The sequence below is a fragment of the Nitrosospira briensis C-128 genome, from assembly GCF_000619905.2.
GTDB classification, from domain to species: Bacteria; Pseudomonadota; Gammaproteobacteria; order Burkholderiales; family Nitrosomonadaceae; genus Nitrosospira; species Nitrosospira briensis.
This window is the reverse complement of the sequence record NZ_CP012371.1, coordinates 700718-724891: the sequence shown is the minus strand read 5'-3', so window position 1 is coordinate 724891 and position 24174 is coordinate 700718. Positions and strand designations below refer to the sequence as shown.

Here is a 24174-nt window from a genome sequence, read left to right as displayed (position 1 = left end):
ATGCTAATTATTGTGCTCCCGGCTTTACCGTGACGCCTTACTATTTTTTCGCCCCCTGCCCGCGAGGACTGGAACCGACACTCGTGGCCGAGCTGGAGCAGCTTGGGGCCTCTTTTGCAAAGGCGTGCGACGGCGGGGTCCAGTTCCAGGGTGACTGGCAAACCTGCTACCGGGCTAATATGGAAAGCCGCATCGCCAGTCGAATTCTTTGGCGGGTGGCGCGCAACCCCTACGTCGGCGAAGCCGATGTGTACGAAACAGCCCGTGCATTGCCATGGAATGAATGGTTTGCCCCGGCTTCAACGATTCGGGTCAATGTGGCTGCCATCAAGTGCCCCCTACGCAGCCTGGATTTTGTCACGCTCAAGATCAAGGATGCGGTCTGCGATAAATTTCGCAGTACGGTTGGCTGCCGTCCCAGTGTCGATACGATGCAACCGGATATTCGCATTCATGGCTTTTTGGATGCCCGGGAATTTTCCTTATATATCGATACTTCTGGCGATGCCTTATTCAAGCGCGGCCTCAGAAAAAATACCGTCGAAGCGCCCATAAGAGAAAACCTTGCCGCCGGGATTCTGGCCTTGGCGGGTTGGCAGCCAGGCATTCCACTGCTCGATCCAATGTGTGGCAGCGGCACATTTTTGCTCGAAGCAGTGCAAATTTCATTGAATATCGCGCCGGGGCTAGGCCGCAGCTTTGCTTTTGAAAAACTGGCGAGCTTTGATAGAGGGCAATGGGAGCAGGTTAAAGAAGCAGCGTTGGCACGGCAGAAACCGAGAACGCTCCAGCCGATTTTCGGCAGTGACTTGTATGGGGATGCGGTTGCCGTCGCGCGTGCGAATCTAACTGCCGCGGGCTTCTCTGAAACGGTGACGCTCAAGCAGGCGAACCTGCTGGAAATTTCCGCACCTGCGGCTTCCGGATTTCTCGTAACCAACCCCCCTTATGGGGTACGTTTAAGTGAGCAGCAGGAACTCGCGGAGTTTTACCCGAAGCTGGGGGACGTCCTGAAGAAAAAATTCAGTGGATGGAATGCTTATATTTTCACCGCCGACCCGTTTCTGCCAAAACTCATACGCTTGACACCCTCGCGCCGTGTTCCGTTATTCAACGGTGCGCTGGAATGCCGCTTGCTGGAATATAAAATGGTACCGGGCGGAATGCGAAGGGTGAAGAAAACCGACGTCAGCCAGCAGCCCGATTAAACCTAAATCCGGTAGTTGACCGCTCATTTATAGATCAAAGTTATGATTAATAATAATATTTTATATTATTTGACGCGCCCCTTCCAGGTGAGGGCGCTACGGGGTGAATTGCACAGTTTTTGGGGCACATGGCTGCGTTGCAACTTCTTGGAATGGAACGGCGCCCCGAAGCGTCGCCCGAGGGACCCCGCGCAGCGGGGATCGGGCAGCGCAGGGGATGCCGCGATCGCGCTTCACACGCAAAGGGGCGCCCGCATTCCGCTTCGGGGTCGCACCTTCCTGCGGAAGGCACTGCTCCGCCCTGCGCGGTCGCATTCCGCGTCGTTGCGCCTTGCCCTGCACCCCAAAAACCGTACACTTCACCCCGTCCAACTACCGGATTTAGGTTAAACCCTTTAAGCCGGGTCATGTGAGCCGCATGAAACCAGGAACAAGAGTCATTTTTCTATCGATATTTCTCGGTTGCGCCAGCCTGGTCAGTTATGCCCTTTATCTACAGCTGGTAAAGAACCTGTTGCCTTGTCCGCTTTGTGTCGTTCAGCGCGTTGCGTATTGGCTGGTCGGATTAATCGCGCTATTGGCATTTTTTCACTCTCCCCGCGCAAAAGGGTCGGGAATATACAGCGGCTTGATGGCTGTCTTTGCATTCTCCGGAGCGGCGGTTGCTTTGCGTCAGGCGTGGCTGGTGCGCTTTCCCGAGGCATTCGAATGCGGTATCAGTCCCGAGGAAAAGTTCCTGAACGCGTTGCCGTTGGCACAATGGTGGCCCAGCATGTTTGAAGCAAATGGGGATTGTGCCGATGTCACCTGGCAGTTCGCATTGCTCACGCTTCCGGACTGGTCCGCAATTTTTTTCATGATTTTTGGCGGTTTAGGGGTGTATATTTTATTTGCCGCGCGCAATCGCCATTGATGAGGTGAGCAGGAAAAAGCGCGCCGGAAAGCATTATTCAACCCAGCCGGATATCAACAAATTGCAGGAATAACGGCCTTGAAATCCCGGCTTGTGCCCCTATTTACAATGTGTCTTTTACAATTAGAAACGGAATACACTCTATGAAACGAATTTTTCTGTTTATAATCACAAACTTGGCAGTGTTGCTGGTGCTAAGCATTACGTTGCGGATATTGGGCGTAGACCGCATGCTGGATGCCGAGGGCGGTATAGACTTCAATTCATTGCTTATCATGTCCGGGGTGATAGGTTTTGGCGGTTCGTTGATTTCGCTTGCCATGTCCAAGTGGTCTGCAAAACGCATGACCGGCGCGGTTGTCATTGAGCAGCCTTCTGACCCGACCGAGCGCTGGCTGGTTGAGACAGTCCGGCGCCAGGCCGAGCTTGTCGGTATCGGCATGCCGGAGGTGGCAATCTATGACGCGCCGGATATCAATGCATTCGCTACCGGCATGAACCGCAATGATGCATTGGTGGCTGTGAGCTCGGGCCTGCTCCAGAGCATGCATAAAGATGAAATCGAGGGTGTATTGGCGCACGAAATAAGCCACGTCGCCAATGGCGACATGGTTACACTCGCACTGATCCAGGGCGTGGTCAATACGTTCGTAATTTTCCTGTCAAGAATAATCGGTCATTTCGTAGACAGGGTTATATTCAAAACCGAAAGGGATCAGGGTCCGGCTTTTCTGATTACAACCATCGTGGCGCAAATGGTGCTGGGAATACTTGCCAGCATGATAGTCATGTGGTTTAGCCGCCAGCGCGAGTTCCGCGCAGACGCAGGTGGTGCGCGTCTGGCAGGACGTAACAAGATGATCGCCGCACTGGAGCGCTTGAAACAGCGGCATGAACCGACACAATTGCCGGAGCGACTGGCGGCATTTGGTATTTCGGGCGGAGAGGGCGGTCTCAAGAGTTTATTTATGTCGCATCCGCCACTTGAAGTGCGCATTGCAGCGCTACGTGCAATGCCCTGATTCGTTCATCGTTTTAATATAAAACGGCGGTAGGCTGATATGGTCACTGCCGTTTTTTCTTGCCCTATCCAGCAGAAAGTAGATTGGTTCCCGCAGAAACGGGACAGTTCGGCAAGTCGCCAAGTGTTGCGGTACGTCCAGAAAGCCAAACGTAACCGTACTAATGCTTAAGGGGGACGCTAAGGGTTATTCGCCGCGGGAATTGCTGTGGGCAAGCAGGCGCTAAATATAGCTGGCAACGCAATCATTTACCTACAACGGCTATGGATTGCGTTGCTTTCGCGAGCAGGCAACGAAATAATATCTTAAATCTTTTTTATAAGGAAGCAGAAGGAGCGCCGGCGATTTCAATTTCAGAATTCAAAATTAATCGTTATCTTCATCCTCTTTTGGCTGAGGAGGATTTCCGTCATGCACCAAATTGCGCCGACGCTGGAGGTAGGCTTCACGTATGAACTCGTATTTATCCAGCGCAGCCTCGTCCAGTGTTTTCTCGGATTTGAGCAAGCCAGCGCGCGTGTCGGCGGCTCTGCTTGCGCCTACCACCGGACCTATGAAGGGAGCAACGAAGAAGCTTCCGACGAAAACAGGATCGGAAGCTGCGTCGATTAAACGCGCGCCCGCATCACGGATCGAGCTGGGACCGAAAAAAGGAAGCACCAGATAAGGACCGCTTGCAACGCCGTGATACCCCAAGGTTTGCCCAAAGTCTTCATCATGTTTTTCCAGGCCGACATCGCTCGCCAGATCAAATATCCCCACCAGGCCAAAAGTGGTGTTGACTATCACGCGCATGCCGCTGGTCGCCGCATTGCCGAATTTCAGTTGCAGAAGGTTATTCAGCGTCACCGGTATGTCGTTGATGTTTGAAAAAACATTTCCCACCGCAGTTTCGAGCGGGTCGGGCATCAACCATCTATAGCCTTTGGCCATCGGCCTGAACACATAATCGTCAGCGGATTCGTTGAACCTGAATACGGCGCGGTTCATCGGTTCCCAGGGGTCTCTTTTACTAAAACCCGGATAGGTCGCCGGTGGGGCGGCATTCTTGAATACTGGACCTTCAAACGGTTCCCGCTGTTCTTTTATCAGGTTATCAGTCGTGGGGACAGTATCACTAACCGACGCGTTCGTGCTCGTGTTGAGCAGGATACCTGTATCATCCGAAGCGCTCGAGTTTATATTGGCCGAGGTGGTGGTATTCGTATCGGTGATTTTATCGGCGGTGGTGTTCTTGTTGGTTGTGGCGCAACCAGTGAGGAGAAACCCCAAAAGCACCATTGATAAGGTGGAATATCTGACGAAGTGAGTCATAGGTCGGGAGATAGAATGTTCTGCCATTGATGGGGGTTGATTAACCTAACCATTATAGGGTTAATCCAAGCGGGACGTGCGAATTTTTTCCAACAAAAAAGAGGGGTTTTTCTTGTGCTTTCTTTTCGATGAACACGCCTGTCGAAAGAAATGACCCAATGCAAAGATCAGACTGTTTATAAGGAATTCGCCCGAGCTGATCAGCAAAAGACATCGGAAAATAAAGGTGGAACGGCCTTAATTCATGCCCGGTCTCCGACCCTCGGGCCGGCCTTGATTTCAACGCCTATGTTCCGATATCAGGGTGCATGTTTATGCTTATTCCGCACCCCGCCGTGAGAAGTTCTTGAGACGGAAACCGAGCAGCCATAATGTGAAAAAGTAACTGGTTGCGCCGATCGCCACCACCCACGTCAGCCGTGCCGCTCGCTCGAAAGTGGAGCCCAGCAGCCACGACGCGTCACTGCTCGAAGCGAACCATAGCGTCCCGCCCATGATCGCCAGCGCTATCGATATCTTCACCATGAACATTGCCCATCCCGGCTGAGGTTGGTAGATTTGATGGCTGCGCAACTTGTAGTAGAGCAATCCGGCGTTAAGGCATGCGCCTAGCCCGATGGCCAACGCCAGTCCGGCATGGCGCAACGGTATAATGAATGCGAGGTTCATTAATTGAGTAACAACAAGTGTGATGACGGCAATTTTCACTGGTGTCCGGATATTCTGCCGGGCGTAAAATCCGGGAGCCAGTACTTTTACCAAAATCAGCCCCAGCAGTCCCGAGCTGTAAGCCACTAACGCATTGCGCGTCATCCATACATCGTTGGCGGAAAATTCGCCGTGATAAAAAAGGGTGGTGATGAGCGGTGTCGCAAGCAGTGCCAGTGCCAGCGCCGCCGGCAGCGTTAAAAGCACGGTCAAGCGTAGACCCCAATCCAGCAGGCGACTATATTCCTCAGTGCTGTTATCTGCATAATGCCGCGACAACGACGGCAGTAATACCGTTCCAAGCGCCACCCCTAGAAGGCCTGCGGGAAATTCCATCAAACGATCGGCATAGTAGAGCCAGGAAACGCTGCCAGTGACAAGAAAAGAAGCGAATATCGTATTGATCAACAAGCTGATCTGGCCGATCGATACACCGAACACCGCCGGCCCCATTTGCTTGATGACGCGCCATGCGCCGTTATCTCTCGATCTGAGACGCGGGCGTGGCATTAATTTGATACGCATGAGAAACGGTACCTGGAAGGCTAACTGGAGCACGCCGCCGATGAATACGGCCCATGCGAGCGCCAGTATCGGTGGGTCTACCAGGGGAACCAGCCACAGCGAACAGCCAATGAACGACAGGTTGAGCAATGCCGGGGTTAACGCCGGTACGGAAAACCTTCCAAAGGTATTGAGAATGCCACCTGCCAGCGATACAAGCGAGATGAACAGAATGTACGGAAACGTGATGCGCAGTAGTTCCACAGTCAATGCGAATTTCTGCGGGCTGGCGCTGAAGCCCGGTGCGCTCACGTAAATTATGAGCGGCGCAGCAATGATTCCTATGGTCGTGACTAAAAATAAAGCGATGGACAACAGCGTCGCAACTTGATTGATTAGCTCACGGGTCTCTTCGGGTGTGCGGCGGTTCTTGTATTCCGCAAGTATTGGCACGAATGCCTGTGAAAACGCGCCTTCGGCAAACAATCGGCGCAGCAGGTTGGGAATGCGAAAGGCCACAAAAAAAGCATCGGTTGCGACGCCTGCACCAAAAATACGGGCAATGAGTACATCCCGAACGAATCCCAGGATACGGGATATCATCGTCATTCCGCTGACGGTAGCGAGGGCTTTAAGCAGATTCATGGATGAGTATGTTAACCTGAATCCTCCCTGGGGTTCGGTTCGGTAGATGAACAACGGAAAAAGTTACGCATGAACGCATGAGTAAACCTCTTGACAAAAATATTCCGGATTTACCCACAATCAGCAACAATCGGCAGGGTAGGATTAACTCACCCACGATAAAGCAATGATGATCCGTAGGGCGGGTTTCACCCGCCGCGTCAAGCTGGCAAGTTCGCGAGTGTATGGGGATTCCCCCCAAGCATCATGTTGCAATGGCGCCGGTGTGAAGGTCGGCAGGACCCTCGATAGCGTGAGGATCAATAGATATCTTTGAGAAGAACCGGTTGATGTTTCGAACATCATGAGACGCTCATGGCTTATAATACTCCCCAGTTTTCCTTGCAATATGCCGGAAACATCCGTATCATTCAAAAAATTTGCGTAACATTTAATTCGAGGAATTTTAATGGCCAATAGTGCACAAGCCAGAAAACGTGCGAGACAAAATGTCAGCCAGCGCGACCGCAACACGAGCCTGCGCTCGGAATTGCGCACTGCGATCAAGCATGTGCGAAAAGCTATCGAGTCTGCCGATAAAACCATTGCGCAGGCTGCGTACGCGGCTTCCCTCGGTACGATAGATTCCATTGCGGACAAGGGTATCATCCATAAGAATAAGGCAGCTCGCCATAAAAGCCGGCTATCTGCCGCGATCAAGACGATGGCCGCCTAATCGTTCGACGCACAAAAAAGCCCGGGTTACCGGGCTTTTTTTATGTGCCCAGCATGAGCGTACTCTTGTGGGTGAAAGTTCCACCGTAATCGCAGCAAACGAAGTGGAACTGGAGCGCAACTGCATGAGGGCACCGGGTCTGGAAAGGAAGATGGAGCGGAGTTCCCGTGTCAGCGAACTTCTGGATTGCGATTCTTGAGCACATCCATCAGCGGCGATACCAGGTCCATAGGTATCGGAAAAATAATGGTATTGGATTTATCGCTGGCGATGTTCGTAAGCGTCTGGAGGTAGCGCAACTGCATTGCCCCGGTTTGCTGAGAAAGAATTTGCGCCGCTTGCATCAATTTGTCCGATGCCTGCAATTCGCCTTCAGCATGAATCACCTTTGCCCGTCGCTCACGTTCCGCCTCTGCCTGCCGGGCGATGGCTCTTATCATGGATTCATCGATATCCACATGTTTGATTTCGACGTTGGATACCTTGATGCCCCAAGCGTCTGTCTGAATATCCAGCACCTTCTGAATATCCAGATTGAGCTTCTCACGTTCCGCCAGCATTTCATCCAGCTCATGCTTGCCCAGCACGGAGCGCAGGGTAGTCTGTGCAAACTGACTGGTGGCGGCAAGGAAATTTTCCACCTGAATGATGGATTTTTGTGGATCGACTACCCGAAAATATACCACGGCGTTGACTTTTACCGAAACGTTGTCGCGCGAAATCACGTCTTGGCTAGGGACATCCATGACCACGGTACGCAGGTCGACTCGTACCATTTTCTGAATACCGGGGATTATGATGATCAAGCCCGGGCCTTTTACATTTTGAAAGCGGCCAAGCAGGAAGATAACCCCACGTTCATATTCGCGTAATATACGAAATGCCGAGAAAAGCACTGCGATAAGAATGATAATGAGCGTACTAAAAAAACCGAAATTGGCTAACATGGAAATCTCCTTTGGTTATTTCTCTGCCTTATTTCTCTGTCGGGATTACATGTAAAACCAGACCGTCGATTCCTGTTACACGCACTTTCTGTCCTCGGACCAGAGGTTGCTCACTATGCGCGTTCCACAGCTCGCCATGAACGCGCACCATGCCCTCGCCCGAAGTATCCTCCAGCATCTCGCCTATGGCGCCGATCATTGCTTCATGTCCGCTGACGATGGGGCTGCGCCGTGACTTCAGCGCCATGCCGACGACGAAAATCAGGAATAATGCGCTAGCCACGGATATCCCTGCGATCATGGGCCAGGGAATGCCGTAGCCGGGAAGGTCGGTGTCGATCAGCATCAACGAGCCGGCGATAAAAGCAATCATCCCGCCGACGCCAAGCGCACCGAAGCTTGGCAGGAAGGCTTCCGCCGTGATGAATGCGATGCCGAGCAGAATCAAGGCAAGTCCGGCATAGTTGACCGGCAGCAACTGGAATGCGTACAGGGCAAGCAAGAGGCAGATGGCGCCCGCCACGCCGGGCAACACAAAACCTGGATTGGAAAACTCGAAGAACAATCCGTAAATGCCGATAAGCATCAGTATGTACGCGACGCTGGGGTTGGTGATGACGGCAAGCAGTCGCGTGCGCCAATCGGGCTCGACAACCTGTATTGTGGCTGAAAGGGTATCAAGGGTGAGGTTCTGCCCGAGTATGATCACTTCCCGGCCATTCAGCTGCCTTAACAGATCCGGCACGTCAGCGGCGACATAATCGATGACGTTGAGATTCAGCGCGTCGACCGCTGATAAGCTTACGGCTTCATGCACAGCGCGTTCCGCCCATTCCACATTGCGTTTTCGCATCTGCGCCAGCGCGCGGATATAAGCGGCAGCGTCGTGGATCACTTTGCGCGACATTGCGTCTTTTTTCGGCATCTTGTCTTCCGCCGCTATATGTCCACCGCCGCTCTCATCTGCCTGATTTGCGGATGAGCCCGGAGACGGTTTCGGCCTGGATTCCGGCTCAGGCTCCGATTCCGGCAAACCGCCGATCTGTACCGGGGTCGCTGCGCCCAGATTGGTGCCGGGTGCCATCGCTGCGATGTGGCTGGCATACAGGATATAAGTTCCGGCACTCGCTGCCCGCGCCCCGCTCGGCGCCACGAAGGCCGCTACCGGCACGGGTGAGGCAAGAATGCCACGTATGATCTGCCGCATCGAGGTATCGAGGCCACCCGGTGTATCCAGCTGCAATACGACAAGTAGTGCCCCCTCAGCGGTTGCACGCTCCAGGCTACGCTGGACGAAGTCAGCGCTGGCCGGCGCAATAGGACCGTCTACCGTCGTTACCATCACCGGCGCTGCCGGAACGAACGTCGGCAACAGGAGCAGTATCGCTGCCATGCCACTACGCAGCATGAGGACGAACAGTTTCATTCTGTCACTATAGACTGTTCCAATCCAGGCTGCATTTCAGCCGGGGAAAATGCGACTCGCGCAGTTTATTTAGAGGTCCTGCGACTTGCAATCATCATTGTTTTGGCGCATAAAGCGATTTTCATATTTTAAGAAACGGTGTTCATGAAGAAACCGACGAGCCGAATTCTCATCATCAATGACGAGAACCTGATACTGAAGGAATTCATCAAGGGATTGAATGGGGCCGCCAAGTCCCTGGAAAACCCGTTGGGCATCACTTTTTCCGGTGTTACCACCGCACGCGAAGCACTGCAAGCGATCCAGGATGACGGCGATATTCAATCGGTACTGGTGGACGATACGCTTTATACGCTGAAAAATGGCGAGAAGAGTTCCCGCAACCTCCAAATGACTGCATTGAAGCTGGTGCAGGAAATTACCCGTTTTCGCCCTGAGCTGGATATCTATATTTTAATTGCCCAGGAGAAAGAAGATGAGGTGGTGGATGCCCTCTTTACCGAAACGGTCGATGGCTATTTCTACCGCGAAGAACGCGATTACCGGGGCATGTACCGCATCCTTAATGCCCAGCTTCAGGAAAAAGCACGCACACCTTTTTATGATCAGCTCAAGAATTACGTATTGATGGCAAAGGATGCCTGGCATACACCGGGTCATTCCTCAGGCGATTCGCTACGCGACAGCCCTTGGGCCAGCGATTTTTATCAGTTTATCGGCGAGCATATTTTTCGTGCCGATCTATCGGTCTCGGTACCGATGCTCGATTCGCTGATGGAACCGACCGGCGTTATCGCCGAAGCGCAAAAGATTGCCGCAAAGGCATTCGGCGCGCGACGAACCTTCTTTGCAACCAATGGCACCTCCACCGCCAACAAGGTGATATTCCAGACATTGCTCGCCCCGGGCGAGAAGTTGTTGCTGGATCGGAACTGCCATAAGTCCGTGCACCATGGAGTCGTATTATCCGGCGCTCATCCGATTTATCTCGACTCATCCGTCAACAAGAAATTCAGTGTTTACGGGCCGGTACCGAAACAGACGCTGTTCAATGCCATCGAAGAACATTCCGATGCACAGGCGCTTATCCTGACCAGTTGCACTTACGATGGCCTACGTTATGATTTGCCGCCCATCATCAAGGCAGCTCATGCGAAAGGTATAAAAGTTATCATCGATGAAGCCTGGTACGGTTTTGCCCGTTTTCATCCGGCTTTCCGCCCGACGGCGCTGGAGGCGGGCGCCGATTATGCTACCCAGAGTACGCACAAAGTGCTGTCGGCTTTTTCTCAGTCCAGCATGATTCATATCAATGATCCCAGCTTCAATGAGCACCTGTTTCGCGAGAATTTCAACATGCATACTTCCACCAGTCCGCAGTACAGCATGATTGCAAGCCTCGACGTCGCGCGTAAGCAGGCGACACTGGAGGGGTACAAGTTATTGTCGCGCACGCTGGAATTGGCGAAGGAGGTGCGTGAGCAGATCAATTCGACCGGCGTCTTTCGCGTGCTGGAACTCGCAGACCTGCTGCCCGATGAAGTAAAACATGACAATATCCAGCTCGACAGCACCAAGGTTACCGTGGATATTTCCCGCTGCGGCTTTACCGTGGAGGATTTGATCCGGGAATTGTTCGAGCGTTATAATATTCAGGTAGAGAAGTCTACATTTAATACCCTTACTCTACTTCTTACCATTGGTACTACCCGGAGTAAAGTATCGCGCCTGTATGATGCACTGATGCGAATCGCGCGTGAGGGTCGTGCCCCCAGAAGGCTCTATCAGATTCCGGAGATTCCCGGTTTTACCGACCTTAGATATCTGCCGCGTGACGCGTTCTACTGCGGTGGCGAACTGATGCCTTTGCTGGATGAGCAGGAACGTATAAACAACGATCTGGATGGCAAGGTTTGCGCAGATCAAATTACGCCCTACCCGCCGGGTATCCCGGTGCTGGTGCCGGGGCAAACGATCACGCGCGAGGTCGTACAATACCTTGTCAGCATGTTGCGTTCCCAGAAACGTGTTGAAGTGCATGGAATCGTTTACGACGGCTACCTGCCATGTTTGAGGCTGCTTACCGCTGCTGAGGAAAAGGGCTTGAAAAAGCTGGTTAAATAGGTAAAGATAACAGGTTGCACATAACCCGGATGTTTCATAAATTGACGTGCGCGCTTACTGGTCTTTGTTTCGTATGAAAATTTCGTTCAGTTGGGCGTATGAATAACTACGCCACTCTTTCACGAAATCTCCCTACAAAACAAAATCCTGCGCAATCATCACGCGAATTTATGAAACATCCGGGCTAAAAATTATTCTTGCGGCGCACGGCGGCTTTGGCCGCCGTGCCGCTTTCAGACTTGGTAAACATGATACCCACCTATGGAATTCCTGAACAAGTCCTCCGCGGACCCGACGGCAGCACCGCCCCATGTGGACTGCAGCAGGAGGATATCTCTACCCTGGTATTGGTACCTTTCCCGGCTTTGTATAGTTGGCCCCTGCATTCGCTCCGCGCCATACAATCATCCGGATTTTTCCGGCAGTTTACTTCACAGAGAATTTATTCAGAGGCCTCTTAAATGTCCAATTTGATGAACACCTACCTGCCGCTGCCCGTTACATTTGCAAGGGGAGAAGGGGTATGGCTGTGGGATGAGGAGGGCAAACGTTATCTCGACGCCCTCGCCGGCGTCGCCGTGTGCGGCTTGGGGCATTGCCATCCAGAGCTTGTGAAGGCGCTTTGTCATCAGGTCGGGACACTTATTCATACTTCCAATCTTTACCATATTGGAAAGCAGGAGCAGCTAGCCAGCCAGCTTGCCATACTGTCGGGCATGGATAATGCGTTTTTCTGCAATTCGGGTGCCGAAGCAAACGAAGCCGCAATCAAACTGGCAAGACTATATGGACATGGTAAAAATATCGATCTGCCTACCATTATCGTAATGGAGAAATCCTTTCACGGCCGAACCATGGCAACCTTGACTGCAAGTGGCAATCGCAAGGTGCAGGCAGGTTTCGAACCGTTGCTCACCGGATTTGCGCGGGTTCCATACAATGACCTCGAAGCAGTGGCGCAGGTGGGCGTGCACAACAAGAACGTTGTCGCCATATTGGTTGAGCCCTATCAAGGCGAAGGGGGCGTGAATGTGCCGCAAGCAAGCTATCTGCAAGGATTGCGCCATTTGTGCGATCAGAACGGTTGGTTGCTGATGCTGGATGAGGTGCAGTGTGGGATCGGCCGCAGCGGCAACTGGTTCGCTTTCCAGCACAGCGGCATCGTTCCTGATGTGGTAACACTGGCCAAGGGCTTGGGTTCGGGTGTGGCCATCGGCGCCTGTCTGGCAAAAGGTGTGGCATCGGAAGTATTCAAGCCCGGTAATCACGCCTCTACTTTTGGTGGCAACCCGCTGGCTTGTACTGCTGCGCTGACCACGCTTAGGGTAATCGAAGAAGCCGATTTGCTAAGGAACGCGATGGAGGTGGGCGACTTCATGCGCAGTATGTTCAAGGCACAGCTCGCCGACTTGCCCGATGTAAAACAAATTCGCGGTCAGGGATTGATGATCGGCATCGAACTCTCCAGACCTTGTGGCGAACTCGTAATCGCAGCGTTGAAGAAAGGACTTTTGATCAACGTAACCTCGGATAAAGTAGTGCGTCTGCTGCCGCCGTTAGTGATTCAACGGAGCGAGGCGGAACAGGTGGTAAACATCTTGTCCGGTCTGGTGAAAGAATTTTTGGCGGCATGACAAAATAGTTAATCTCGAAAAATGAGCCTTGAAAAAACACGGCCAGCTCATGTTTTTCCAAATCGGCTCAATCTATGGTTCAGCATATCATGCAGATCAAGCATTTTTTACAGTTCAACGATTTCTCCCGGGAGGAGTTCGAATATCTGTTCGAGCGTACACGCTGGATCAAGCATGAGTTCAAGCAATACCGGCGCTATTGGCCGCTGCAGGATCGCACTCTCGCCATGATTTTCGATAAGCATTCGACTCGTACCCGGCTTTCGTTTGAAGCCGGTATGCATCAATTGGGTGGCGCAGCAATATATTTATCCACCCGGGATACCCAGTTGGGTAGAGGCGAACCGGTGGAAGATGCAGCGCGCGTGATCTCGCGTATGGTGGATATCGTCATGATCCGCACCTATGAGCACGACATCATCAGGCGTTTTGCGGCGCATTCGCGGGTGCCCGTTATCAACGGACTGACCGACGAATATCATCCTTGCCAGATCATGGGCGATATTTTTACTTTTATTGAGCAATTCGGCACTATCTCCGGCAAGACGGTGGCGTGGATTGGAGATTCAAATAACGTCTGCAACACTTGGCTCCAGGCAGCTGAGGTGTTCGATTTTAACGTACATGTCTCTACGCCTCGCGGTTACGAAGTGGAGCCGGAACGAGCCGGGCTCTATGGCACAGATCATTATGAGGAATTTGCCGATCCGCATGATGCAGTGAGAGATGCGGATCTCGTTACGACGGACGTATGGACCAGCATGGGTTTTGAAGCGGAAACCGAGGAACGCAAAAAAGATTTTGCGGATTTTCGCGTAGATGCGGAAATGATGTCCTGCGCCAAGAAAGAAACGCTGTTCATGCACTGCCTGCCTGCTCATCGCGGCGAAGAGGTGGCGGCGGAGGTTATCGACGGTCCTCAATCCATCGTATGGGAAGAGGCCGAGAATCGTCTGCATACCCAAAAGGCGCTGATAGAATATCTACTGTTGGGAAGACTGGAAGAGATCTGATAACTCGCATTTTCAAACAGCTATCCCCTTCTCACGGCTGATGGAGTGGTTTATTTAGCATGGGTAAAGCGCAGCGTAACCCATCAAGATCCGTTATAGCGCGGCACCATCAAGTGTCCATAAAACACAAAGTTATATTGTAAAGAACGCATTCGCGCATTTTTATTGACGAGCCAAGCATGAAAAAAATAAAGCAAGTTGATGTATCTAAAATTAATAAGGTTGTTCTTGCGTTTTCCGGCGGTCTGGATACATCGGTAATTTTAAAGTGGCTGCAGGATACTTATCAGTGTGAAGTGGTGACCTTTACTGCCGATATCGGGCAAGGGGAGGAAGTAGAGCCGGCACGCGCAAAGGCGATGCAATTAGGGGTGAAAGAAATCTTCATCGAAGATCTGCGTGAAGAGTTCGTCCGTGATTTCGTTTTTCCCATGTTTCGTGCCAATGCGGTATATGAGGGCGAATATCTGCTTGGCACCAGTATCGCCCGTCCGTTGATCGCCAAACGGCAAATCGAGATTGCGCAGCTAACCGGAGCAAATGCGGTTTCCCATGGGGCGACAGGAAAAGGTAATGACCAGGTGCGGTTTGAGCTCGGCTATTATGCGCTTCAGCCCGATATCCAGGTGATCGCGCCATGGCGCGAATGGGACCTTACTTCCAGGGAAAGCCTTTTGAACTATGCGGAAACGCATGGTATTCCGGTGGAGATGAAGAAAAAGGGCGGTTCCCCTTACAGCATGGACGCCAATCTGCTGCATATTTCCTATGAAGGTCGAATCCTTGAAGATCCTGCGCATGAGGCGGAGGAATCCATGTGGCGATGGAGCGTATCGCCTGAGAACGCGCCGGATAAGGCGGAATACACCGAACTGGAATTCGGGCAAGGCGACATCATCGCCATAAACGGCCAGAAGCTCTCCCCGGCGGCGGTACTTGCCGAGCTTAATCAGTTAGGTGGCAAGCACGGAATCGGGCGTCTGGACCTGGTGGAAAATCGTTACGTCGGCATGAAATCCCGTGGATGCTATGAAACTCCCGGCGGTACCATCATGCTGCGCGCGCATCGGGCCATCGAATCCATCACCCTTGATCGCGAGGTGGCCCACCTGAAAGACGAGTTGATGCCGCGCTATGCCGAACTTATTTACAACGGTTACTGGTGGAGCCCGGAGCGCAGAATGATGCAAACGATGATTGATGCGTCCCAGGCACGTGTAAACGGCTGGGTGCGAATAAAGCTCTATAAAGGAAATGTAATCGTGGTCGGACGAGACTCAAAAACAGATTCTCTGTTCGATCCGCACATTGCCACTTTTGAGGAAGATCAGGGCGCGTATAACCAGACAGACGCGGCCGGATTCATCAAGCTCAATGCGCTACGGATGCGTATCGCCGCAAATCTGAAAAACAGGCAATAATTATTGAGGCTATACCTCATATTTACTCAGCGTATCAATTTGCCGCAGCCCCGAACCAGGAAGAGATATCATGCCATCATTCGACATTGTCTCCGAAGTTGACAAGCAGGAAGTCAGGAATGCAATTGACCAGGTGAACAAGGAGGTCACCACGCGCTTTGATTTCAAGGGATCGGACGCGCGCGTGGAGCAGGCGGATTACACGCTCACCGTTTATGCGGATGACGACTTCAAGCTGAGCCAGGTTCTGGATATTCTGATGGCCAAGCTCGCCAAGCGCGGTGTCGATGTACGCTGCCTGGACGAAGGGAAGCCGGAAAAAATCAGCGGCAATAAAGTCAAACAGCAAGTCACGGTTAAAACGGGAGTGGAAAGCGAGCTTGCAAAAAAGATTATCAGGCTCATCAAGGATAGCAAACTCAAGGTACAAGGCAGTATCCAGGGTGAGGCGGTGCGTATTTCAGGTGCAAAGCGTGATACCTTGCAAGAGGCAATACAGCTTGTCAAGAAGTCGATTACCGAATTTCCGCTGCAATTCCAGAATTTCCGCGAATGATTCACGCTACTATTTCACTCGGTTGTTTTGTTCATAAGACCGGAGATCCAGCGCTCATATAAGCGGCAAGCGACCTGATTCAGTGCCGATACTCGCTCGGCCAGGTTCGTCTGTATTGCCTCTGTCGATTGCACCGATGGTCCGGGGTTGTTGGTAATTTCCTCAGCGCCTGCTTTGCACCAGACTTTTACCATTTCCTCAGTCATTTCGACATGGCACTGTAGCGCCAGATGCATGTCCATCGCGAATGCCTGATTTTCGCAATAAGGACTTGAAAGCAGGAGAGTTGCTCCTTCCGGAGCGGTAAAACCCTCGCCATGCCAGTGGAACGCCTCAAAGTTTGACAATTCTCCAAGCCAATTACATGCAATGGAGCTGTCCGCGACACTTACTTCACCCCAGCCGATTTCGCTGATGGGGCTCCTGCTTACCACTCCCCCCAGCGCTTTCGACATCAATTGGCCGCCGAGGCAATGGCCTAAAACCGGAATATCGTCTCTCACCGCCTGCTGGATTAATGCGAGGGCTGGCGCAATCCACGGCAGATCGTCGTTTACGCTCATGGGTCCGCCCATGAATACCAGTCCGCTAAAATAGCCGGCGTGGGCGGGTAATGCCTCATTGGAGTCGATCTTGACGAGTTGGTAAGGGATAGAATGGGAATCCAGAAACGGGGCAAGATAACCCGGACCCTCTATTGGAAAGTGCCTGAAGATTGCAACGGGTTTCATGAGGCGTGCGATTTACAATTGATGCGCCTGAGGTTGGCGCCGAGGCGAACGTTGCTCTGCTCTTGGTGTCGGTGCAGTGCTGAAGGAAATGTTTGAATCATACAGCGGGATCGGTAGCGCATGGGGGCGCGTTGGTCGCGTGATGCTGTGCCGGGTTCTTATCGATTTGGGCGCCACGCCGCTATGTCCGCATCCGCAATCACTCTCTGGCCGGTGACCCTTATGCCATCGAAATCCGCTTGTTCGTGAGCACCGACCAGATAGGTTCCCATCTCTACCAGAATCTCCACCTGTCCGTCAGCCACCGCAATAGTGCCGCCATTCACTCGTTTGCTGACGCTGAAACGGGTTCCGACATCGTTGATATACGTAGTACCGACTTTCACTTGCAACTTGCCTGCTCCGCCGCCTTTGGCGTCAAAATAAGCGTTGCCTCGCAGCAATTCGATCTGGGGAGGCTCGCCGTTGCTGACGGTGACGCTGCTGTCGGCATCCAGACTGATGTCAATATTCGGTGTGGCGGTAATGGTCAGCCGTTCTCCCGGTACAGTCTGGTGGATTCGGGTGGCCATCGGCTTGGCGATGAACCATGACATTAAACCCAGACCGAGAGCCGTGGTCGCAATGGAGCCATGCAGCAGAAGGCTTCGCCATCGGATGCGAGCGGCTAGAGCCATATAATCCTGACCCCTGAGACAGTAAGGCGTTTGCCGCGTGGCATGCATATGCTCGAATTTCCGGCCATTGACATCGCGTTTCCCCAACCATGTTTCGGCAGTCCGTTACTATTGTGTAGTCGGATCGGTAACAAACCCGATTCGTACTAACCCGGCTTTTGCTGCGACAGACATCACCCTTGCCACGTGCTCGTACTGGACTTGCTTATCAGCGCGAATATGCAGTTCGATATCGGGATTCTGTTTTGCCGCTGCGGCGAACCGGGGTGCCAACTCATCCATGGTTACCGGTTCACCATTCCAGTATAGGCTAGCGTCGTCCCGAAGCGCAAATTCAACGTGATCGGGTTGCGTAATATTCGGACTGCTCGATGCTTTCGGCAGATCGACTTTAACTGAGTGTGTCAGCAAAGGCGCGGTGATGATGAAGATCACAAGTAACACCAGCATCACGTCCACCAACGGCACCACATTGATTTCGGACATCGGTATCTGACGGTTGCCGCCGCCCATGCTGCCAAATGCCATCACGATCTCCTTTCATTGGGCGTAATCGCGGGATTCATTGCGGGCGCGACTACACGCAGTTGGCGCTCATCCCCAGCAGAGCTGTTATTTTTGGCGCCCACCGCAATCAGTACAAATAGATCGTGCGCAAAGGCATCCAGGCGCGCCAGCCAGATACGATTGCGCCGCACAAACGTGTTATAGGCTAAAACCGCCGGAATTGCCACGGCCAGTCCCAACGCCGTCATAATCAACGCTTCACCTACCGGGCCGGCCACTTTATCCAAGGTACCCTGGCCGGACAGTCCGATTTGCACCAGTGCATGATAGATGCCCCATACCGTGCCGAATAGCCCGATATAAGGTGCAGCGGAACCGGCCGAGGCTATTACCGTGAGTCCGTTTTCGACGCGGGTCGCTTCCTGGTCGAGGCCGTTACGCAGTACGCGTGTAATGAACTCGCTTGCGCCGCCCGCCGCGGCAAGTTTTTGCAAGCCGTGTTTCTCAGAGTCAGCCGCAGCCTCTAGCGCGAGGTGCGCCAATTGCGCAAACGCATTATCGCCCGAGCCTTCGTGCAGCGTCGAGTTTACCTCCTGTAGCGAACCGGCTCCCCAGAAACGCTTGAGAAAAGCTTCGGCGTGCCGGTTTGCCAGAAAATTGGAGATACCTTTGGTGAGTATGAGATACCAGCTTGCCACGGAAAGCGAAAGCAGCAGTACAAGCACGCTGATACCGACGCCATCGAGCTGGGTAAGAAAATTTGAAAAGCCGAGACTTTTTTCCATCGATCAATCTCCTTGGAGCACAAAGTTGAAGGGTTGCAGGGCAATGGCACGGGCCGGTTGGCCATCGCGTATGGGCGGATTGCATCGCCAGGTTTTTACCGCGGCCATAGCGGCTTCATCCAGACGCTTAAAACCGCTACTGTCGATTACCTGTACCACGTTGACGCGGCCTTTTTCATCCAGTTCCACTCGCAGCATCAGCTTGCCTTCTTCGCCGAGTCGCCGTGAGAGGGCGGGATAAGCGGGCGCATTCAGTTCGGGGCACGCGACAGATAGTTCCGAGGAGAGCGTAACGGGCCCCGGTGACATCTGAGGAGGAGCGGCTACCGACACTGGCTCCGGTGCTGGTTCGGGCTCGGGTTCGGGAAGGGAAGGGGGTGCGACCCGCTCACTTTCGGCCACTACCGGTTTTTCCGCAACCAATTGCTGTGATTTAGGCTTCTTTGGCGGTTGAGGCTTGGGCAAGGGGGGAGGTGGCTCAGGCTTGGATTCTTCCTTCGGCTGGAAGGAAGGGATAAAATTGACCATCAACGTCGCCAGTTGTTGCGGCGGGGGGATCAATTGTTGCTTGAACAGATAGTAGAGTAATGCCCCATGAACGGCAAGGACAAACATCAGGCCGGGTAAAAAGGCAGGATTGTGCTTCATCGCTTTATATTCGATATCACGAGTCGGTTGTCGCATTGCGCGCTAGCCAATCTTCTACAAACTTCTTGTTGATGAGGCCGGTCTTGGCCTCACGTTGGTGCTTGCGATCATAAAAATATGCTCGAGGTATTTCACCATACCAGCGACTATCGATTTCAAAACGCAAGCGTTCTGGCATGTCCTCTGCAAAAACCCATTGCTCAACCTTGTTCATACCGTAGCTCTCTGCCCGGGAGACGAGTTGAGGCGTGTCGCTTACTGTATCGGTGGCAATCAATACGACGTCCAGCTTGGGATGGCTGCGTTTGAGTTCGCTCAACATCTTCAACTCGGTCGGGCAATATTGGCATTCAAGAGACCACAAAACGAGAATGAAAGGCTTGCCTTCCCGGGGCGAAAGAACCTTCTGGAGACTCCCCGAGGTAAAAGGGCGAACGCTTTCAGCGGCAGCGACGGCCGTTACGAAGCTTAGTATTAACATGAGAACTAAATGGCGCATTATTGAATGTCCTCCGCTGGGCTAAGTATGAGGGACAGCTTCTGTTGACTACCCATGAGCAGTGGTAAAATAACGGTACGATTCGTGATCAGAGCAGAAATTACAGATACAACAATTAACGGGCATTTTTACCATTAAGCCCGGTTCGGGCCCGAACATCAGTAATGTAAATCTAATTAAGAATCAATCGCAATCCGCATTTAAAATTTTACCACTAAACTTGGATATTTACGTATAGATATTATAGAGAGCGATACAGAAACTTTTAGGTTGAAGGCCCCTGCCGGATTTTCCGCAGATTGAAACAAGGCCATAATAGGCGTGAAATATGATTATCACAATGCGGCATATTGTCGCATGCGCGCAAACCTGAACTCGGCAAAATCCCGATGCTAACCCCTTCAGATTCCCAATCGGCTGGAGCACAGCATGGGAGTCGGAGTTGATAGTGCGTTCCGGAATCTTTCACGCTGCTTTACGTGCAACTGCTTGGCGAGGAAATATGGCGCTTCACCTTGGTTCACTGTCGGCAAACGAGCCATATCACAGCGGGCCTGACTGGTATATGTCACTTTTCACTTTTGTAAACTCTTAAGGTATCAGAGCGTTATGGATCGGCCTTCTTGGAGGTAAACTGTTCCGGCAAACCAAAAATTTGCTAGTATTGCGGCGGGGACGTGAGATCATCTCACGTTTTTTCATTTTTCCAAGGGCGAACCCTCCTGGCTACTCAACAGGAACTTTCCGGATTTTTAGCTGAAATCGAACGGCGCGCGTATAAGCAGGCATTGTTCGCAGTAAGAGACGAACATCTGGCGCTGGATGTTGTTCAGGATTCGATGACGAAACTGGTTGAAAAATATTCTGCCAAGCCATTGGAAGAATTACCTCTCCTGTTTCAACGTATTCTGCAAAATACCATAAGGGATTTTTATCGGCGCCAGAAGACCCGCTCCTTGTGGACTACCCTGTTTTCATCATTTATACCCCGCAATCAGGAAAAGGAAAATGAAGATTACGATCCGCTGGAAACTTTACAGCTGGACGGTCCCTCCAGTTTTGGTGATCCACATCAGCAATTGGAACAATCGCAACTTCTCAATTTATTGGAAAAAGCGATTGAAACCCTTCCGGAACGTCAACGACAAGCTTTTCTTCTGCGTTATTGGGAGGAGATGGATGTTGCAGAAGCGGCAGCGGTCATGGGGTGTTCTGAAGGAAGCGTGAAAACTCACTGTTCGCGTGCAACCCATCGTCTTGCTGCACTGCTGGAAAAAAATGGAATCGAGTTATGAACGAACACGAAGCAGGTAAGAAGATAACGAAGTTATTGGACCTCGGCCTTGATGATATCAAGCAGAGTACGCTAAATCGACTTCAATCCGCACGCAGGGCCTCCCTGGAAAACTACCATGTGGCCGAATCAGTGGCGAATGTCGGACAAGGTGTCTCAGCGCGGAATGGGAATGATTGGCACGTCAAGTCTCGAAAGCTGCTATCGATTATTGCGCTGTTGTTTGCTCTGGCGGGTATTTTCTACTGGCAGGCTCTACAGCAGGGCGACGAAAATGATGAAATTGACATCCTGGTGCTTGCCGATGACTTGCCGATAAACGCTTATCTAGACGACGGGTTCGATGCATGGCTAGATCAGCACTAGTAGTAGCGTTCTGTTTATGTTTTTCACTTTCCGCCGACGCCTTATCCGGCGAGCCTTCCTGGGAGGAATTGAAACCGCAGCAAAGAGAAGTCCTGGCTCCGCTTGCGCAGGAGTGGAACAACATGGACTCCGCAAAAAAAAAGAAGTGGCTGGGCATTGCCAAGCGATACTCGGGCATGACCCCTGCCGAGCAGCATCGCGCCCAGTTGCAGATGCGCGACTGGTTTTCGCTCACTCCAGAGCAGCGCGAACTGGTCCGGGAGAAATATAAAACCATTAAAAAACTGCCCCCGGAGAAGCGTCATGAAATAAAGCAAAAATGGCGCGAATACGAGCAGACATCCGAAGATCACAGGGGAAAATAGCAGATGAACGCGCTAGTTCCAAATATTTCTGGCGCTCTATCAGAGCAAGAATATCATCAAAAAAATAACAAGAACGTCCTGTGAGTGAGTTTTCCGAAGCGATAAAAATCGCCTCCCCGGGATTGGGGCGGCGACTGCTGAGCATGCTTTACGAATTTCTCATATTGATTGCCGTTCTGTTTATTGCGAGCTTTGTTTTTCATCTTGTGTTCCGGGATACCAGTTCCCTGTTTTTCCGGCCTGGGCTTCAGCTTTATCTCCTGGTAATTGCGGGCATGTATTTCACCTGGTTTTGGACCCATGGCGGACAAACGCTGCCCATGCAGACCTGGAAGCTTCGAGTGGTGAGCGCCAGCGGAGACCGGGTTTATCTGAAACAGGCGCTCGCACGCTATCTATTTGCTGTGATCGGTATTTTTTGCTTTGGCGTCGGAATAGTTTGGGCGTTATTCGATCGCGACCGTCAATTTCTGCATGACAGGCTGGCCGGTACCAGAATCGTGAGAATTGAGGGTAAGGCGGAGCAAATTTCGGATGAGAGCGACACAACCGGAACGTAGCTATTCATGTCCTCGGTTGCAGTTATCGATTATGCACGGGGTTTCAGCTTCAGAAAGTGGCTGATTACCGAAGTTTGCAGCGCTAGCGGAGATACTCCAGCTTATTTGCGTATTTTTGGCCCTTAACCGGTTCCGCCTACCGTCAACCCATCTATGCGTAGCGTAGGCTGACCGACGCCTACTGGCACACTTTGGCCCTCCTTACCGCAGGTGCCGACACCGGGATCGAGCGACATATCGTTACCGATCATCGAAACTCGGGTGAGTATATCGGGACCATTGCCTATCAGCGTTGCACCTTTCACCGGATAAGAAATTTTCCCATCCTCGATCATGTACGCTTCCGCAGCGGAAAATACGAATTTCCCGCTCGTGATATCCACCTGGCCGCCCCCAAAATTCACTGCGTATAAACCATGCTTCACCGACGCAATGATCTCTTCAGGGCTTTTATCCCCGTTCAGCATATACGTATTGGTCATGCGTGGCATGGGAATATGAGCAAACGATTCGCGCCTGCCGTTACCGGTGACCGGAACATTCATCAGCCGCGCATTCAAGCTGTCCTGCAAGTAGCCCTTCAGTATTCCGTTTTCGATCAAAACCGTGCACTGAGTGGGATTTCCCTCGTCATCGATATTAAGCGATCCGCGCCGCCGCGCGAGCGTGCCATCATCCACTACGGTAACGCCCGCCGCAGCCACACGTTCGCCGATGCGGCCAGAAAATGCGGAACTACCCTTGCGATTGAAATCTCCTTCCAGTCCATGACCGATGGCTTCATGCAATAGTATTCCTGGCCAACCTGCACCCAATACTACCGTCATTGTTCCAGCCGGCGCAGGTTTCGCATTCAGGTTGACGATAGCCTGATGTACGGCTTTCTCGGCATAATCGCGCAACACCTCGTCCGTAAAATATGCATAATCAAAACGTCCGCCCCCTCCGGCAACGCCTTGTTCCCGTTTTCCGTTTTCTTCGGCGATGACTTGCACCGAGATCCGCACGAGAGGTCGAACATCAGCTGCCAGCAGGCCATCGCTCCGCGCCACCAGCACCACGTCGTATTCTCCCGCAAGAGACGCCATAACCTGGATAATGCGCTTGTCAACAGCGCGTGCGTAACCCTCGAGTTTTTCGAGCAACGCCACCTTGTCGGTATCCTTGAGGCTGGCGATAGGATCTTGCGGCAGATAAAGTTCGCGTCCCTTGCTGCGTCTGACCGCTTGTACGGACTGCCCGACACCGGTACGTGCAATGGCGCGAGTGGCCTCGGCTGCCGAAGCGAGAGCGGGCATGCTGATATCGTCGGAATAGGCGAACGCCGTCTTGTCGCCGCTCACTGCGCGTACGCCTACTCCTTGATCAATATTAAATGTACCTGATTTGACTATACCTTCTTCCAGAGCCCAGCCTTCGGAACGACTGTATTGAAAATACAAGTCGGCATAGTCGACATGGTGCGTAAGCATTTGACCAAACACCTTCTGCAGCCCGGCGGTATCTATCTGGTGAGGTGCCAGCAGGCATTGGTTGGCGGTGGCGAAAAGATCGCCAGGTTGAATGATGGGTTCTGTGATCATGGTATCCAG

24 protein-coding genes are annotated in these 24174 nt (G+C 52.3%); 13 read left to right on the top strand and 11 right to left on the bottom strand.

The annotated features are described in order from the left end of the window. The first annotated feature begins 29 nt into the window (after positions 1–29). The 3 genes from F822_RS03310 (at position 30) to htpX (ending at position 3143) form a co-directional block, all read left to right on the top strand. On the top strand, positions 30–1208 hold the full coding sequence (locus tag F822_RS03310) for a THUMP domain-containing class I SAM-dependent RNA methyltransferase (RefSeq protein ID WP_025040608.1): 1179 nt from the start codon (positions 30–32) through the stop codon (positions 1206–1208). A gap of 418 nt (positions 1209–1626) precedes the next feature. Then, positions 1627–2121, top strand: a complete 495-nt coding sequence (locus F822_RS03300) for a disulfide bond formation protein B (protein ID WP_025040606.1) — start codon at positions 1627–1629, stop codon at positions 2119–2121. Positions 2122–2264: 143 nt separating this feature from the next. Next, on the top strand, positions 2265–3143 hold the full coding sequence (gene htpX / locus F822_RS03295; RefSeq protein ID WP_025040605.1) for a protease HtpX: 879 nt from the start codon (positions 2265–2267) through the stop codon (positions 3141–3143). 366 nt (positions 3144–3509) lie between these two features. Here the strand turns inward: htpX and F822_RS03290 are convergent, their stop codons facing one another. Continuing rightward, entirely contained in the window at positions 3510–4484 is a 975-nt protein-coding gene (locus tag F822_RS03290; RefSeq protein WP_231623560.1) for an MlaA family lipoprotein, read from the bottom strand. Positions 4485–4775: 291 nt separating this feature from the next. Next, entirely contained in the window at positions 4776–6314 is a 1539-nt protein-coding gene (gene murJ, locus F822_RS03285) for a murein biosynthesis integral membrane protein MurJ (protein ID WP_025040603.1), read from the bottom strand. Between the two features lie 448 nt (positions 6315–6762). Here murJ and rpsT point away from each other — a divergent pair, with 448 nt between their 5' ends. Further along, positions 6763–7029, top strand: coding sequence for a 30S ribosomal protein S20 (gene rpsT, locus F822_RS03280; protein ID WP_025040602.1), 267 nt, complete (start codon positions 6763–6765; stop codon positions 7027–7029). A 170-nt stretch (positions 7030–7199) separates the two neighbouring features. Here rpsT and F822_RS03275 read toward each other — a convergent pair whose 3' ends face one another. Both F822_RS03275 and F822_RS03270 read right to left on the bottom strand, forming a co-directional pair. Next, entirely contained in the window at positions 7200–7976 is a 777-nt protein-coding gene (locus tag F822_RS03275; RefSeq protein ID WP_025040601.1) for a slipin family protein, read from the bottom strand. 28 nt (positions 7977–8004) lie between these two features. Beyond that, on the bottom strand, positions 8005–9402 hold the full coding sequence (locus F822_RS03270) for an NfeD family protein (protein ID WP_025040600.1): 1398 nt from the start codon (positions 9400–9402) through the stop codon (positions 8005–8007). A 144-nt stretch (positions 9403–9546) separates the two neighbouring features. On the opposite strand from F822_RS03270, the gene F822_RS03265 reads away from it, so the two are divergent. The 5 genes from F822_RS03265 (at position 9547) to F822_RS03245 (ending at position 16150) form a co-directional block, all read left to right on the top strand. Further along, positions 9547–11526, top strand: coding sequence for an aminotransferase class I/II-fold pyridoxal phosphate-dependent enzyme (locus F822_RS03265; protein ID WP_025040599.1), 1980 nt, complete (start codon positions 9547–9549; stop codon positions 11524–11526). Positions 11527–11987: 461 nt separating this feature from the next. After that, a complete protein-coding gene (locus F822_RS03260; protein ID WP_025040598.1) occupies positions 11988–13160 on the top strand; it encodes an aspartate aminotransferase family protein in 1173 nt (390 codons plus the stop codon). A gap of 89 nt (positions 13161–13249) precedes the next feature. Then, on the top strand, positions 13250–14173 hold the full coding sequence (argF, locus tag F822_RS03255; RefSeq protein WP_025040597.1) for an ornithine carbamoyltransferase: 924 nt from the start codon (positions 13250–13252) through the stop codon (positions 14171–14173). 179 nt (positions 14174–14352) lie between these two features. After that, on the top strand, positions 14353–15594 hold the full coding sequence (locus F822_RS03250; protein ID WP_025040596.1) for an argininosuccinate synthase: 1242 nt from the start codon (positions 14353–14355) through the stop codon (positions 15592–15594). A 70-nt stretch (positions 15595–15664) separates the two neighbouring features. Then, positions 15665–16150, top strand: coding sequence for a YajQ family cyclic di-GMP-binding protein (locus F822_RS03245; protein WP_025040595.1), 486 nt, complete (start codon positions 15665–15667; stop codon positions 16148–16150). A 14-nt stretch (positions 16151–16164) separates the two neighbouring features. Here the strand turns inward: F822_RS03245 and F822_RS03240 are convergent, their stop codons facing one another. The 6 genes from F822_RS03240 to F822_RS03215 form a co-directional block, all read right to left on the bottom strand. Beyond that, positions 16165–16881: a type 1 glutamine amidotransferase gene (locus F822_RS03240; RefSeq protein ID WP_025040594.1), complete on the bottom strand. Its 717-nt coding sequence runs from the start codon at positions 16879–16881 to the stop codon at positions 16165–16167. A 158-nt stretch (positions 16882–17039) separates the two neighbouring features. After that, positions 17040–17558 (bottom strand): FecR domain-containing protein, encoded by a 519-nt coding sequence (locus F822_RS03235; protein ID WP_025040593.1) that lies wholly within the window; start codon positions 17556–17558, stop codon positions 17040–17042. 108 nt (positions 17559–17666) lie between these two features. Further along, positions 17667–18086, bottom strand: a complete 420-nt coding sequence (locus F822_RS03230; RefSeq protein WP_025040592.1) for an ExbD/TolR family protein — start codon at positions 18084–18086, stop codon at positions 17667–17669. Further along, entirely contained in the window at positions 18086–18850 is a 765-nt protein-coding gene (locus F822_RS03225; protein WP_025040591.1) for a MotA/TolQ/ExbB proton channel family protein, read from the bottom strand. The genes F822_RS03230 and F822_RS03225 overlap by 1 nt, the downstream gene beginning before the upstream one ends. A gap of 3 nt (positions 18851–18853) precedes the next feature. Beyond that, positions 18854–19534: an energy transducer TonB gene (locus F822_RS03220; RefSeq protein ID WP_082204592.1), complete on the bottom strand. Its 681-nt coding sequence runs from the start codon at positions 19532–19534 to the stop codon at positions 18854–18856. Further along, positions 19515–19997, bottom strand: coding sequence for a thioredoxin domain-containing protein (locus F822_RS03215; protein ID WP_025040589.1), 483 nt, complete (start codon positions 19995–19997; stop codon positions 19515–19517). The genes F822_RS03220 and F822_RS03215 overlap by 20 nt, the downstream gene beginning before the upstream one ends. Before the next feature lie 722 nt (positions 19998–20719). Here F822_RS03215 and F822_RS03210 point away from each other — a divergent pair. The 4 genes from F822_RS03210 (at position 20720) to F822_RS03195 (ending at position 22582) form a co-directional block, all read left to right on the top strand. Further along, positions 20720–21292 carry an RNA polymerase sigma factor gene (locus tag F822_RS03210; RefSeq protein WP_025040588.1) on the top strand — a complete coding sequence of 191 codons (573 nt, stop codon included), beginning with the start codon at positions 20720–20722 and terminating at the stop codon, positions 21290–21292. Beyond that, the gene (locus F822_RS03205; RefSeq protein ID WP_025040587.1) at positions 21289–21657 is read left to right on the top strand and encodes a DUF3619 family protein; all 369 of its coding nucleotides are present in this window, start codon (positions 21289–21291) and stop codon (positions 21655–21657) included. Before F822_RS03210 ends, F822_RS03205 begins: the two co-directional genes overlap by 4 nt. Continuing rightward, on the top strand, positions 21639–22022 hold the full coding sequence (locus F822_RS03200) for a DUF3106 domain-containing protein (RefSeq protein WP_025040586.1): 384 nt from the start codon (positions 21639–21641) through the stop codon (positions 22020–22022). The genes F822_RS03205 and F822_RS03200 overlap by 19 nt, the downstream gene beginning before the upstream one ends. A gap of 80 nt (positions 22023–22102) precedes the next feature. Further along, positions 22103–22582 (top strand): RDD family protein, encoded by a 480-nt coding sequence (locus F822_RS03195; RefSeq protein ID WP_407938225.1) that lies wholly within the window; start codon positions 22103–22105, stop codon positions 22580–22582. Positions 22583–22704: 122 nt separating this feature from the next. On the opposite strand, the gene tldD is transcribed toward F822_RS03195, so the two are convergent. Beyond that, positions 22705–24165: a metalloprotease TldD gene (tldD, locus tag F822_RS03190; RefSeq protein ID WP_025040584.1), complete on the bottom strand. Its 1461-nt coding sequence runs from the start codon at positions 24163–24165 to the stop codon at positions 22705–22707. Positions 24166–24174: the final 9 nt, after the last annotated feature.

Bases quoted from the DNA above. Each gene is read 5' to 3' on its own strand.
- F822_RS03225 (WP_025040591.1), bottom strand. From the start codon at position 18,850: ATGGAAAAAAGTCTCGGCTTTTCAAATTTTCTTACCCAGCTCGATGGC.
- argF (WP_025040597.1), top strand. From the start codon at position 13,250: ATGCAGATCAAGCATTTTTTACAGTTCAACGATTTCTCCCGGGAGGAG.
- F822_RS03265 (WP_025040599.1), top strand. From the start codon at position 9,547: ATGAAGAAACCGACGAGCCGAATTCTCATCATCAATGACGAGAACCTG.
- F822_RS03215 (WP_025040589.1), bottom strand. From the start codon at position 19,997: ATGCGCCATTTAGTTCTCATGTTAATACTAAGCTTCGTAACGGCCGTC.
- F822_RS03235 (WP_025040593.1), bottom strand. From the start codon at position 17,558: ATGGCTCTAGCCGCTCGCATCCGATGGCGAAGCCTTCTGCTGCATGGC.
- F822_RS03230 (WP_025040592.1), bottom strand. From the start codon at position 18,086: ATGGCATTTGGCAGCATGGGCGGCGGCAACCGTCAGATACCGATGTCC.
- F822_RS03240 (WP_025040594.1), bottom strand. From the start codon at position 16,881: ATGAAACCCGTTGCAATCTTCAGGCACTTTCCAATAGAGGGTCCGGGT.
- F822_RS03250 (WP_025040596.1), top strand. From the start codon at position 14,353: ATGAAAAAAATAAAGCAAGTTGATGTATCTAAAATTAATAAGGTTGTT.
- rpsT (WP_025040602.1), top strand. From the start codon at position 6,763: ATGGCCAATAGTGCACAAGCCAGAAAACGTGCGAGACAAAATGTCAGC.
- F822_RS03245 (WP_025040595.1), top strand. From the start codon at position 15,665: ATGCCATCATTCGACATTGTCTCCGAAGTTGACAAGCAGGAAGTCAGG.
- tldD (WP_025040584.1), bottom strand. From the start codon at position 24,165: ATGATCACAGAACCCATCATTCAACCTGGCGATCTTTTCGCCACCGCC.
- F822_RS03300 (WP_025040606.1), top strand. From the start codon at position 1,627: ATGAAACCAGGAACAAGAGTCATTTTTCTATCGATATTTCTCGGTTGC.
- F822_RS03270 (WP_025040600.1), bottom strand. From the start codon at position 9,402: ATGAAACTGTTCGTCCTCATGCTGCGTAGTGGCATGGCAGCGATACTG.
- F822_RS03275 (WP_025040601.1), bottom strand. From the start codon at position 7,976: ATGTTAGCCAATTTCGGTTTTTTTAGTACGCTCATTATCATTCTTATC.
- F822_RS03260 (WP_025040598.1), top strand. From the start codon at position 11,988: ATGTCCAATTTGATGAACACCTACCTGCCGCTGCCCGTTACATTTGCA.
- F822_RS03200 (WP_025040586.1), top strand. From the start codon at position 21,639: ATGGCTAGATCAGCACTAGTAGTAGCGTTCTGTTTATGTTTTTCACTT.
- F822_RS03220 (WP_082204592.1), bottom strand. From the start codon at position 19,534: ATGCGACAACCGACTCGTGATATCGAATATAAAGCGATGAAGCACAAT.
- murJ (WP_025040603.1), bottom strand. From the start codon at position 6,314: ATGAATCTGCTTAAAGCCCTCGCTACCGTCAGCGGAATGACGATGATA.
- F822_RS03290 (WP_231623560.1), bottom strand. From the start codon at position 4,484: ATGGCAGAACATTCTATCTCCCGACCTATGACTCACTTCGTCAGATAT.
- htpX (WP_025040605.1), top strand. From the start codon at position 2,265: ATGAAACGAATTTTTCTGTTTATAATCACAAACTTGGCAGTGTTGCTG.
- F822_RS03205 (WP_025040587.1), top strand. From the start codon at position 21,289: ATGAACGAACACGAAGCAGGTAAGAAGATAACGAAGTTATTGGACCTC.